The sequence below is a fragment of the Nitrosospira sp. Nsp1 genome (assembly GCF_900100985.1).
GTDB lineage: Bacteria > Pseudomonadota > Gammaproteobacteria > Burkholderiales > Nitrosomonadaceae > Nitrosospira.
Map to the genome: position 1 here is coordinate 1 of NZ_FMUF01000027.1, position 11,943 is coordinate 11,943.

The following is an 11,943-nucleotide window of genomic DNA, read 5'->3' on the forward strand; positions in this document are numbered from 1 at the left end:
CCACTTGCAGCCGTGCTCGGCCACATACAAAATGGCGTTCAATACGTTCAGATTGCTGAGACTGACATTGCCCCGCTGAAGCGGCAGGCAGTGTATGATTCGCTCGTACTGGGCTTGAGTGATTTCCATGCCCGCAAGTATAGCTGAATACATGCAATATGGCTATTAGAGTTAACAGGCCCTAGCTGCAGAGCCCTGGGGCACTAATCGTGTCTGGTTCACGAAAAGGAAAAAATCGTACGCGTAGTAGGCGTTCCATCGGGTTAAGACCAGAGATGGATTGGGGCATTACGTCAGGAAATGCCGGAATTGACCCTAAAGCATCTCGTACTTGAAGTCGGTTGGGGGTGTGCTCCAACCGGACACAGGGCGTGGCAGATCAAGTGCGGAGCGACTGGCGACGACATGTCGATCGCTTAGCGTACAAAAACGTCCGTTTCGTGAACTGACCCCATATCCAACGTCATTTTATGACTTCACACACTCAGCGAGTCGTAGGTATACAGTTCACTGATATCCAGCATTTCCGCAGGGGTAGTGGTTCCGGACAAAAGGGAGTTCAAAGTGTCGTTGAGGCGGTGGCCCTTCAAGCTGGCGGGTGCCGATTGCGCCGGGACATAAGCTCGGCCATGACCTTTCGGTGCCGGCTGCATCCAGCTTTCCCAAATGCGGTCTACATTGCAGTGGTTGAGATAAAACACCGGGTCGTTGGGCGAAGTTGAAGGCGACATATCTCCTCCAACGAACACATGGACACGGTTGTGCAGGCTCGGCGATGGAATTTGCGGCTGGTCTTGCCAGCCCTCAACAAGATTGCGAAAACCGGCGGAAGTCGTGTTCCATGGAGCAGTGTCATAGATGGGCTGACCGAGGGCGGCCGTCGTATGCGCTTTTTTTGGCAGGCGGGTCGTCTGTGTTCCCAGTTGCCGACGCAAGCCACGGTTTACCTGAACCAGTTGTCCGTTGACATTTGTTGTGATGTGAACGCGCCAAGCGCCTGGATCGCCGGGTTCGAACGCGAACGGGCCTGTAGTTACTGGAACTCCGCTACCTCCCATGCAGTTTCTGGCCCAGATGGCAGCTCTTTTCTGACGTGCCGGCGACAATTGGCCATCTTGCGCCCAGTCCCAGTATGGCAGTCCAAAGGTCAAGTCATCGCCAAGCACGCGCTGGAGATTCATTTCCAGTTGCATCAGCATGAATCGATGCCATGGAAGAAAGACAGGGCCGCGATGGGCGGCGTTTCTGTCACTCTGCGTAGGCGGAGTGAACGTTGTCATCGCAACGTGATGCCAAACTACAAACAGATCGTAGGTGCTGACTGGCTGAGAGAGACCTCCGATGCCGAGGCTTGCCGTGGTTGGCCCCGGGAACTCATTCTTCAGTAACTTTACACCCTGGATATACTTGTCGCGCGCGGTCGCGCTAGTCAGAATATTTTCTCGTATGGCCATGGTGTTCTCCGGCATCTATTCGTGATCAGTATGGGTTTTCCTGGTGCGACGGGTCTGCGGCGCGGATTTGGTGCGAGGCTGGCCCGGGGCGCCATGGTCCTCATGTCCATCCTGTTCAGCGGCCATACCCCCCTTGCCAGCGAAATCATCGGGGAAAATATCGATCAACTGCCTGACCATGTCCAGGGCGGAAGCGAAACTCATGTTCGGTATGGGGTGATAATGGACTTGCCCGTCGTCGGTCACTCCGAGGTGTCCGGTAACCGGTATCCCATCGACCTCTATCTGATAAGTTGTGCGGACAACGATATGATGGCCTTCATAGTCTGCTTCGCGGACAGTTTCAGATGCCTCGTGCTGGTGCCTCTGGGCTTCCTCCAACTGGGGGGCATGCTTTTTGACGTATGAACTTATTGACTTCATGGTTGGCCGGTTAATCTGGTTCTGGCTTGGCATGGATCGTCTCCTGTTTGGCATTTCGACATTTGAATCGGCATCATAGACCGAACTATTCAAAGGATTCTTTAATATAGATCAGGGCGTTGAAAAAGCAAGTAAAGCAGCGCATGCCGAATTGCCCCAACAAAAAAGTAACCAAGGAGTGCTTCACTATAGGCACGCTTCGGCACGTTGGATGCCGGCAGTGATCGTGGTTGTGCCTGGATACAAACCTTGAAAACAGCCTTGCCGGCCCTGGAGTCCGTATAAGCCCCAAATCAAATCCTGAAGTGGGGGGAAATTCGAGTCGTAGCGATGTTTGATATCCCAATTTTGCTATATTTGCTATTTATGCTATATTTGCTAAATTGGTAAAAATTTCACGCGGCCTTTTTAAGGTCGAGGTGAGCCATCTCGTACTAACCACGATATTTATGGGGGATGTAATGCATAAAGAGAATGTAAGGCACACAATCACGAATGAAATTAAGCAAAAACTCAAGCGGGATATTGACTCGGTTATTATGGGTGGTGAGAAATTGAACAGGTATATTGAAACTGGCGCGGAAGCCTCACACCTCAGGACTGAGGTGAAAGCCCTGAGAAAAGATATTGAAAAATTAAAGCAATCAAAGGAGATTCTGGAATGGATACCGGTGGTTGCTGAGACTTCGACGCCAAACATCAGTTATGCTGAATCGGTTCAGAATGCCCAAGCTCGGGGCGAAGCTCGCTTAGTAGACTGGACTCGAGACGGGACCTTGATCGATAGCAAGACACTTGCTGATTTATGGGGAATCACGCGCCAAGCACTGGATGCCGCGCGCAATCGCGGCGAGGTATTCTCGTTGTGGGTGAAAGGGCAGCATTGGTATCCTGGGGAATTGGGAAAATTCGAACGTACTACCTTCGCGCGCATTAACGAAGCCTTAGGTGATCTTGACCCTTCGAGTAAGCTCGTATTTCTGCTGCATAAACACGGAGCCCTAAAAGGCCGGACACCTGCCGACGCTGCCGGCGACATGCTTAATGACATCATACGCTTGGCGGGCGGGTGGGGGCGCGACTGATGCATCTGCCGGACTTCGCTGCCATATGGGCGGAAGGCAACTTATCGTTAATAGATATTGACGCCAGGACGCTTTTGCGTTTAACCAGGTTCCCAAATTCCGAGCCGCATTGGGGAAAGAACGTAAAGTACCGTTTTGACGACCCTGCGGCAACCTTTGGAGTCACTTATGCAGCCCAAAAATTAGAGGTCGCTTTTGCGGAAACCGTTCTACATGAACAGGGCTGCTACAGAGACAACCGATGGGTCATCGAGCAGGCACGCGTTAATGAGCGATATATTGCTCACTTCGATCGGGCGAATGGAATACCCCTGAAGCTGGCCAAACTCACTGGCCGCGATCTTAAAGTGCTCGGACTAAACAGCGATCTCAGCGCATCCGATGATTATACCCATTCGATGCAAATATCCGCAGCATTACACAGTCAAGTACCTGAAGCAGATGGCATTCTATATATGAGCCATCAATATAATAATGAATCGGTAATGGCCCTGTTCGAGCGCAGCGAAGTCCAGTGCAAACCAGGTTCAGAACCACTCATCGCTCACCCTGACTATCCGCAACTGATCCACCTTTTTAGAGTGGGTTTAATCCCAAAAACTGCCCCACCGCCCCATCAGAATTAACCCATATCCGTCGAAATGGTTGAGTCAGCCTATCGCGACAGATTGATGACCTGGAGTCGACACCGACACGAAATGGGTGCCGCCTTAAAGATTTGATGGAGCAATTTGCCGCCAAGCCAGCCAGGATTAAGGCGCTTTTCAGCAACGGATCCGACGCCGCAGCAGGTCAAGCGTAATAAAGATGATTACAGGCTGCGAAGCAAGCTTGTCATATTTACGCGTTATATTTTCATCCTGCTGCACGGTTGGAAGCACCGGCACCTGATTCGACAGAAATCGGAAGACTCCCCGATTATATGCAATCAGGATGTGCAGTACTTCGTAAATCGACGCCCTATCAATTTCTTGGGAGAACGGTATGCTTAAGCACATAAAATTGGGTTTTCTGGTTCCCGGCACATTCATTGCCTTGGGTGGGCTCACTGAAACTATCGCCGCAAGCACTAATTTCGACAACTTCACGGCTTTGCCCAGCAGTATTGCGGCTGGTTCTCTCCCGGAGGCAACGCCTTTCCAACTCTCCAGCCCGCTGTTTACGCAACGTACACTTGATGCCAATACATCGGTTGCCGGCCGTCGCGGCTATAACTGGGATATGATTACCGCCAACGAAACTGGGGCCGACGCCGGCCGTTACCTGTTCAGCCCTTTCGAAAACAATATATCGGGTGTGAAGCGTTTCGACCGGCTGACCGATACGTCCCTGACCGTTGTAGCGAACGGCACACAAAATTTTGTTTCCGGCGATGCCTCGCGCTGGACCCCTTGGGGGAGCTACCTCACAGCCGAAGAGTCCTGGGGCAAGGGCAGCACCAAGGGTCGTCTATTTGAACTGACCAATCCGACCACAACCACAGGCCCGGCAACTTCAAATTTCATACAGCGCACCGTCGTGCCGCACGTATCTCACGAAGGTCTGGCGTTTGACAAAAACAACAATCTATACTTCATCGATGAATTGAACGGCGGCAGCATTTACAAATATGTCTCTGCCAATCCAAAGGCATCGAGCGGCGATGACTACTTCGCGGCTGGCCAGACCTTCGCTATGCAAGTCGCTGGCGGCAATAACGCAAACGCGACAGGCGCCATCGCCTGGGCCGCGATCACGGACGTTAACGGGGTTGCGCTGGCCGATGTATCGGTCCTTGCCGCAGACGGTGCGATCGACGGTCGTGCATCAGCCAGTAACGCTCTGGGAACCCGGTATCAGCGCCCGGAAGACATTGAAATCCAGACGCTTGCCAACGGCAACCAAGTAATCTATGCCGCAACCACCACAACTCATGAAGTGTATTCTTTCAATCTGGACACCAATACAGCAAAAATTTTTGCATCCCAGACTACCTCTGATCAGGTAACCCATTCGCCCGTCGGAGAGGTATTCAACTCTCCGGACAATCTCGCCATTGACGCCCAGGGTAATATATACATTGTTGAAGACCAGCCGGGCGGACAGGCGGATATCTGGTTTGCGAAGGATGTGGACCGTGATGGCGTGGCTGAATCAATTGGCCGCTGGGCATCGATGTCAACTGTCGACGCCGAGCCTACGGGTCTGTATTTCGACAAGTTCAATCACAACATCGCGTATGTGAACATCCAGCATCCCGGAAGCGATGTGGACCGCATGATCCAGATTTCCGCCGTGCCTGAAGCGGATACTTATGCCATGATGCTGGCGGGTCTTGGATTGATGGGCGCCGTGGTTCGCCGCGGAAGATACTCCTCTAACGGTTAGCGCGAGGAAGGGTTAATCGGGGAAGGTCTCAGGCACATCTGGCGGCAGCGGGGGGAGGGCAGAGGTTGCACTAACTCCTCGCATCACCCTCTTCTGTTCAGTCCAATATTTTGGCTTTGCCATGACTCTGTGGAGATGAATTGCAGTATTTGGGCGCTACCAATGCAGGCGACGCAATAATGCGCGCTTTTTCTGCTGGTGTCCCTGCATGCGTTGAAGGATGTTGTCCAGCATCTGGATGGCTTTGACGACATGGGGGCCCTTGTTCAGCATGACGCATTCTGCCCGCTCGCCCATCGCCGCATCGGTCACTTCGGCCCGGCTCGGTTTACCGGTCTTGGCTAATCCTTCCAGTACCTGAGTGGCCCAGATTACCGGGATATGCGCTGCCTCCGCCAGCCATAGAATTTCTTCCTGCAATTCCGCCAACCTTTCGTAGCCGCATTCCACGGCGAGGTCGCCGCGTGCAATCATGACCCCGACAATCCGCGAGCGTAGCAGCGTAAACATCAGCTCCGGCAACTGCTCGAAAGCAGCGCGTGTCTCGATCTTGATTACGATTCCCAGCTTATCCGCATTGAGGCGCTTGAGATGCGCCTGCAGCAGCGCGACATCGGCAGCCTTTCGCACAAAGGAAAGCCCAATCATGTCCGCATTACGGGCAACAAATTCGAGGTGCTCGATATCCGTGGCCGTGACACCGTCCAGATCGAGATGGCTGTCGGGCAGGTTGATGCCTTTGTCAGCCAACAATTTTTCTCCACCATCGCGGGCCTGGGTGATCTCAACCAGGATTTCCTCGGTGTTGACGTTGCGTATCACGCCGCCGATACGGCCGTCGTCGATCAGTATCCGCTCACCGGGATGCGCGCTGGCAAAGATTTCCGGTAACGAACAGGCAATGCTGGCGGCACGCAACAACCGCCCATCTTCACCGAACTGGGCGGGGTGCCCGGGAATCGGTTCACGGGTCACAATCAGGCTATCTCCGCGGTGCAACCGGATCGTTCCGGGCATCTGCGGCAGCGCGCCTATTTCACCGGCGTGACCGGCTCTTCGTATTACGCCGGAATCGGTCACCCTCAACAGGTAAAGCTTCAGGCCAGGCTTGACATAAGTGGTCTGCATAGACTCCGCCCAGTAGCCTCCGTCAACCTTTCCTACCACTTGCAGGCTGCGCAGTGCTCCCCTGGCGTCGCGGAATTCAAGCCTGTCCAGTGAAGTTACCTGGGCCAGCCAGTTTCCTTTGACAGGAAGGCACGCATGGGCATGCGCCGGACAGGTGGAACCATCATTCTGCGGGTATATCCAGATTCGGGCAGGCGCCGTCACTTTGCCGTACATGTTGCGCTGCGGTTGCCATTTGAGCACCGGCAAGCCTGATGCGATCTCTCCGGTGCGTAGTTTGGGGCCGCCCAGATCCATAAGGATGCGGCAAGGACGACCTGTTTCACGACGTGCTCGTTTTATGTGCTTGATCATGCGCTTCCAGACGCCGGCATCGTCATGTGCGCAATTGATGCGGGCACAGTCCATGCCCTGCAAAAGCATCTCCTTGACCAATGGGTAGCCATCCGCGGCTTCGCTCGGAAACGTGACCATGATGCGTACGCATCTGTGCGCCGGCGGCTTGCCGAGCAGGCTATTGGTATTGATTTCCAGCAGATCCGGGCCGGTTTTGGAAGATGCGATGAGGGAAGCGGGCGCTTGCCGTGCTTTTTTTCCAAGCGCGTGCTGCAACAAAGTGATGATGGCGTGCAGATTGCTCAGGACATGCGATTCCGCACGCCCCATGGAAGACAAACCGGCTGCCGCGAGCTTTTCCTGCAGGGGGCGCATATCGCGCCGCCGCAAGGCGAGATAATGTATCAAATTGGCCGCGCTAGCCAGATGGCGCGCATCCACCATGCGCAGTATTTCGGCCGATTCGGCTTCGAGCGTCATCAACTCCTGCCACAATGCCGTCAATTCCTGCAGCAAATCCCCATAAGCATTTTTCCCCGCGTACGCGGCTGGAGAAGTGCTGGTATTCTTGCGAGGCGGGCTCATGATTGGCGTTGCGTCGATAAGTCGTTGAAACGTTGATACGGCATTATTGTTACGTCTATGTGAAAATGTTTGATGAAAAGACTTGCTTTTCAGTTGTGATTAAATATAATAAGAATCATTCCCGTTTACAAATATAGAAACCATCAGGTAATAGTAGTACATCCCCAGCCGATTTTTCGACATTCGGTCGTAGATGTAAATTCATGGAAAGAGGGATAGTGCAAAACCGATCCATAAGAAGAAATGCACCCTATTTGCGCTTCGTCAAGGAATGGCGTAAAGCCGGCCAGGAAATCACGGGTTATTCGTTGTGAATAATTTTTCACGCATTCTTCTACAGTTCTATAGCTCGCCAGCCCGTCCTGGGCAAGCCAGCCAATCTTTTAACCCTATCTATCGGGAATATTGGCTATGGAAATATCAACAATAGTACTGCACGCATCGCCACGCCTTGGCTGCTTCCAACGTAATCAGCGCCACATAATAACTTTTAGCCGGGTGGCCGAAGGAATTCAGCCGAAGCCGACATAGATTGACAACCAGCCTGGCTGGATCACATCGTCCGGCCGAGCCTTGCGAAGGGCCGGTTTCTGGTCGAAATCAAGCTCTCAAGTAGAACAAGGCAGAGAAGGCCGATCCAAGCCTCTGCATCGTGAAGTAATAATTATTACTCACGTTATCGTTCTTATTTACTTAATCATTATTATTATCTAATGGAAGGCACCAAAATGATCCTTCACAGTATTCTTGATGGCATAGGGAAGACGCCAATAGTCAACCTCTCTCGTATGTTCAACGATTCGCGGTGTGAAGTGCTGGCAAAGCTGGAGATGTTCAATCCATGTGGCAGCATCAAGGACAGGCCGGCACACCATATTATCGAGCGCGGGTTGGCGGATGGTTCCATCAGTTCCAGGTCGCATATCATCGAAAGCTCCTCCGGCAATTTTGCCATTGCGCTGGCCATGATCTGCAGTATGCACGGACTACGTTTCACAGCGGTGGTGGATCCAAAACTCTCACCCGTGAACCGCCAGATCATTCAATGTTACGGCGGCAATATCGAGCTTGTCACCGAAAAGGATCGCCAGGGCGGTTATCTGGAAACCCGCATCGAGCGGGTCAAGCACATGCTGCGCGAGCAACCCGATGCGGTATGGACGAATCAATATGCCAACGAGCGTAATTGGCAAAGCCATTATCACGGCGAGGGCGAGGAAATCCTGCGCGACCTGGATCGGCCCGTGGATTATCTGGTACTGGGCGTCAGCACCTCGGGAACCATCCACGGCATTACGCGGCGTCTGCGCGAGGCCTGGCCCGCCCTGAAGGTCATCCCCGTGGATGCATTTGGTTCCGTATTGTTCGGTACTTCACCGGCGGTTCGCGAATTACCCGGGCTTGGCGCAAGCCGCGTACCCGAATTATTGAAGCGCGATGAGCTCGGCGAGGTCATCCAGATCGACGACTATGAATCCGCCGTGGCGTGCCGTCAATTGGTAAAACGTGAAGGAATCTTTGCCGGAGGATCATCCGGCTCCGTAATCGCCGCTATCCAGCGCCTTTCCGCCCGTCTGTTGCAACCGGCACGCATCCTGACCATCCTGCCCGATCGGGGCGAGCGCTATCTGGACACGGTATACAATGACCAGTGGCTGTTGCGCATGAGGGAACGCCATTTTGCACGCATGACAAAAGGATTTACCGGCACGCCTCAGGAGCAAACAGCATGAGCATGCCGGATACCTCACCTGATTTACTCTATCTTAGCCGCAGCGACCTCAGCTCGTTAGGCGGCAGCCACTCGCAACCTTATGTAGATGCGATAGTGGATGGATTGGCGGCACATGCTCGCGGCGACTACGTGCAACCGCTCAAACCTTATCTGCGCTGGCCAGGCGCCGATCACATCGCCGACCGTATTATTGCCATGCCTTGTTATCTGGGTGGCGAGCAACCGGTCGCCGGCCTGAAATGGGTCGGTAGCCGCCAGCATAATCCGGTTCACTTCGGTCTTGAGCGTGCCAGCGCGGTCATTGTGCTGAATGATGCGGAGACCAATTATCCGGTCGCAATCCTTGAAGGCGGGCTGATCAGCGGCATGCGCACGGCGGCCATTACTGCCGTGGGTACCCGCTATCTGGCACGCGGGGGCTTTACCGATGTTGCCTGTATCGGATGCGGGCCGATAGCGCGTATGCAGATGCAGACGCTGCTGGAGCAGTTTCCGGATATCGAGCGTATTCATCTGTTCGACTTGTCCACTGAAGCGGCCAAATCGCTGGGTACTCTATTGGCGGAAAGCAATCCGGATGTGGATTTTATCAGCGCAGACTCGGCGGAATCCGCAGTGAGAGCGGCTGACGTGATTGTGACCTGTACCGTAACCAGTACACCCTACCTGGCCTTCGATTGGCTTAAACCTGGTGCTTTCATCAGCAATATATCCATCATGGACGTTCACAAGGATGTCTATGAGAGGGCTGACAAGGTGGTGGTGGATGATTGGGACCAGTCAAATCGCGAAAAGAAGATCATCAACCAGTTGGTGCTGGAAGGGCGCTTCAGCCGCGAACAGTTGCATGCAGAGCTTGGGGAGATCGTTATCGGAGACAGGCCGGGCCGGGAGAACGAAGACGAAATCATTTTGCTCAACCCCATGGGCATGGCCATCGACGACATCATTTGCGCGCGTCACTTTTACCGCCTTGCGCATGCGCGTGGAACCGGTACCCGACTACCGCTATACGGCTGAACCGCATGCAGATCATCCCACCCCATCCGTATGCGAGCCGGCTGGCTCAGGACTTGTTCGATGCGCTCTGGCTGGAGAACCTTTACGGTTTTCGCGGGCATTGCCTCATGCATCCGGAGGTCAATGGAAAAATAGTGATGGAAATTGCGCTTGACGAAACGCGATCGTTACGCTGGCAAGGGCAGAGAGCGGATGGCTTGCGCCCGTTTCGGGTGCTGGGTTCAAACGCGGTTTTGCATACGGCTACGAATACGACGAATCTCGAGCTCAGCAAGATTGTCGAAGTCTTGCAGACGGCAGATTGGTGGCGTGACCGGACAGGCCGTTTTACGCGGTTCTTCACGCTTGCCTATGATCAGGCCGCGTTTGCGGCAGTGCATGAGCAAAATATCCTGGAAAGTCTCATGGCTGCGCCCGAAGACTTGCTGACCTGGGAAGCGTTGAGCTGCCTTAAAGACCGGCCGTTTCACCCCCTGGCCCGTGCCAAGGATTGGAATGGGGACCATGGCTATGGTTATGCTACGGAAACGATGGCATCGTTTCCGCTTCACTGGGTGGCGGTACCGCGCAATTATATAGTAAGTGCACCGGCGGCTCCGCTTACCGGCCAGCCTCTGGCGGAGAGTCTGCTTGACCCTGGCCAGCAAGACAGCTTGGCCAGCGCTGCTCGCGCTTTCCATGCCGATGGCGAGAACTGGTTATGGATGCCGGTCCATCCATGGCAGTGGGCCTGGCTCAACCGGTCAATTCCCCTGAAACTCAGCGAGTGCATTTATTTGAGTGTGGGGCCGGGAACAGCGATTCCCACTGCGTCGTTGCGTTCGCTTGCCGTCACCGGAAATTCCGGTACCCATCTGAAGCTCGCACTCTCCGTTCGTACGCTGGGGGCAACTCGTGCTCTGCCGCCACGCTATCTGCATAACGGCATACTTGCCAGCGCTTGCCTGGAATCCTTGCGTCGGCGCGACGACTGGCTGGCGGCTCACTTGTTGTTGTGCGATGAGGATAAGTGGTGGGCATTGAGCCAATGCGCCGCGCTCGAAGCCGAACCGGGCGAGCTGGCTTGCATGATTCGCCGCTATCCGACGCTCCCCGGCGCAACACTGATCCCGATGGCAGCGTTGCCGGCAGTTTCGGCTGATGGCAAGTTGCCGGCATTCGATCACCTGATCGGCGCCGCAGCGCCGGAAGAAGCCGCCTGGCGCCTGTTCGGCGACATTGCCGGGGCTTTACTCGAACTGGGGCTGCGCTGTTTTGCGCACGGCGTCATGCCAGAGTTGCACGGGCAGAATGTATTGCTGGCCTTCGAGTTCGAGGACCGGAAAATTGCCGCGCTGGTACTGCGTGACCATGACACATTGCGCGTGTGCCATCCATTGATGCAGGCCCAGGGTGTCGCGATCCCGGACTATGTAATCGACCGCAGCACGCCTAATACACTGGAACTGAATACCTCGCGGGAACTGCTGGCTTACCTGCAAACCCTGGCGATCGAGGTCAATCTGTATGCGATTCTCGCTGCGCTGGCCACGTATTATGGCCGGGACGAAGCGCATGGCTGGGGTATTGTCCGCCAAGCGCTCGAAATCTGTCTGGCACGTGCTCCGCTGCCGGTTGAAATCGCCGGGCAGGCAAGAAAAATGCTGCTGGAGGAGGTGGAGTGGCCCTTCAAGCAGTTGCTTGCTCCGCTATTCAATGTCACAAGTTTCGGCACCGGTATGCCCAGCGCCATGGGTCGTCTGCCCAATCCTTTGTTAGCCGGCAGTCCGTCGTGGCCGGAAGACGACAGACAGGCACGGTGATAACAGGC

At 54.4% G+C, this 11,943-nt stretch carries 10 protein-coding genes and 1 pseudogene; 7 read left to right on the top strand and 4 right to left on the bottom strand.

Translation table 11 applies throughout. The features are described 5' to 3' along the window. The 3 genes from BLP78_RS16090 to BLP78_RS13415 form a co-directional block, all read right to left on the bottom strand. A partial coding sequence (locus BLP78_RS16090; protein WP_371128888.1) for a transposase occupies window positions 1–129 on the bottom strand: 129 nt, incomplete at its 3' end. Window positions 130–476: 347 nt separating this feature from the next. Beyond that, window positions 477–1,454, bottom strand: a complete 978-nt coding sequence (locus tag BLP78_RS13410) for a tyrosinase family protein (RefSeq protein WP_090460034.1) — start codon at window positions 1,452–1,454, stop codon at window positions 477–479. Window positions 1,455–1,469: 15 nt separating this feature from the next. After that, complete coding sequence (locus BLP78_RS13415; RefSeq protein ID WP_090459990.1) at window positions 1,470–1,910, bottom strand: hypothetical protein; 441 nt, start codon at window positions 1,908–1,910, stop codon at window positions 1,470–1,472. A 428-nt stretch (window positions 1,911–2,338) separates the two neighbouring features. Here BLP78_RS13415 and BLP78_RS13420 point away from each other — a divergent pair, with 428 nt between their 5' ends. The 4 genes and pseudogenes from BLP78_RS13420 (at window position 2,339) to BLP78_RS13430 (ending at window position 5,329) form a co-directional block, all read left to right on the top strand. Next, complete coding sequence (locus BLP78_RS13420) at window positions 2,339–2,962, top strand: hypothetical protein (protein ID WP_143002972.1); 624 nt, start codon at window positions 2,339–2,341, stop codon at window positions 2,960–2,962. Beyond that, entirely contained in the window at window positions 2,962–3,588 is a 627-nt protein-coding gene (locus tag BLP78_RS13425; RefSeq protein ID WP_090459994.1) for an RES family NAD+ phosphorylase, read from the top strand. Before BLP78_RS13420 ends, BLP78_RS13425 begins: the two co-directional genes overlap by 1 nt. After that, window positions 3,589–3,764, top strand: a pseudogene (locus tag BLP78_RS15825) (AAA family ATPase); the annotation flags it as partial. It abuts the gene before it with no gap. A gap of 182 nt (window positions 3,765–3,946) precedes the next feature. Continuing rightward, on the top strand, window positions 3,947–5,329 hold the full coding sequence (locus BLP78_RS13430) for an alkaline phosphatase PhoX (protein WP_090459996.1): 1,383 nt from the start codon (window positions 3,947–3,949) through the stop codon (window positions 5,327–5,329). Between the two features lie 156 nt (window positions 5,330–5,485). Here BLP78_RS13430 and BLP78_RS13435 read toward each other — a convergent pair whose 3' ends face one another. After that, a complete protein-coding gene (locus BLP78_RS13435; protein ID WP_090459998.1) occupies window positions 5,486–7,378 on the bottom strand; it encodes a pyruvate kinase in 1,893 nt (630 codons plus the stop codon). Between the two features lie 728 nt (window positions 7,379–8,106). Here BLP78_RS13435 and sbnA point away from each other — a divergent pair. Genes sbnA through BLP78_RS13450 form a run of 3 tightly spaced genes read left to right on the top strand, consistent with a single transcriptional unit; the run spans window position 8,107 to window position 11,935 of the window. After that, window positions 8,107–9,111 carry a 2,3-diaminopropionate biosynthesis protein SbnA gene (gene sbnA / locus BLP78_RS13440; RefSeq protein WP_090460000.1) on the top strand — a complete coding sequence of 335 codons (1,005 nt, stop codon included), beginning with the start codon at window positions 8,107–8,109 and terminating at the stop codon, window positions 9,109–9,111. Next, entirely contained in the window at window positions 9,108–10,133 is a 1,026-nt protein-coding gene (gene sbnB / locus BLP78_RS13445; protein WP_176752871.1) for a 2,3-diaminopropionate biosynthesis protein SbnB, read from the top strand. Before sbnA ends, sbnB begins: the two co-directional genes overlap by 4 nt. 5 nt (window positions 10,134–10,138) lie before the next feature. After that, window positions 10,139–11,935 carry an IucA/IucC family protein gene (locus BLP78_RS13450; protein ID WP_090460002.1) on the top strand — a complete coding sequence of 599 codons (1,797 nt, stop codon included), beginning with the start codon at window positions 10,139–10,141 and terminating at the stop codon, window positions 11,933–11,935. The last annotated feature ends 8 nt before the right edge of the window (window positions 11,936–11,943 follow it).

Coding starts and splice junctions, on each gene's coding strand:
- BLP78_RS13410 (WP_090460034.1), bottom strand. CDS start 1,454: ATGGCCATACGAGAAAATATTCTGACTAGCGCGACCGCGCGCGACAAG.
- BLP78_RS13415 (WP_090459990.1), bottom strand. CDS start 1,910: ATGCCAAGCCAGAACCAGATTAACCGGCCAACCATGAAGTCAATAAGT.
- BLP78_RS13420 (WP_143002972.1), top strand. CDS start 2,339: ATGCATAAAGAGAATGTAAGGCACACAATCACGAATGAAATTAAGCAA.
- BLP78_RS13425 (WP_090459994.1), top strand. CDS start 2,962: ATGCATCTGCCGGACTTCGCTGCCATATGGGCGGAAGGCAACTTATCG.
- BLP78_RS13430 (WP_090459996.1), top strand. CDS start 3,947: ATGCTTAAGCACATAAAATTGGGTTTTCTGGTTCCCGGCACATTCATT.
- BLP78_RS13435 (WP_090459998.1), bottom strand. CDS start 7,378: ATGAGCCCGCCTCGCAAGAATACCAGCACTTCTCCAGCCGCGTACGCG.
- sbnA (WP_090460000.1), top strand. CDS start 8,107: ATGATCCTTCACAGTATTCTTGATGGCATAGGGAAGACGCCAATAGTC.
- sbnB (WP_176752871.1), top strand. CDS start 9,108: ATGAGCATGCCGGATACCTCACCTGATTTACTCTATCTTAGCCGCAGC.
- BLP78_RS13450 (WP_090460002.1), top strand. CDS start 10,139: ATGCAGATCATCCCACCCCATCCGTATGCGAGCCGGCTGGCTCAGGAC.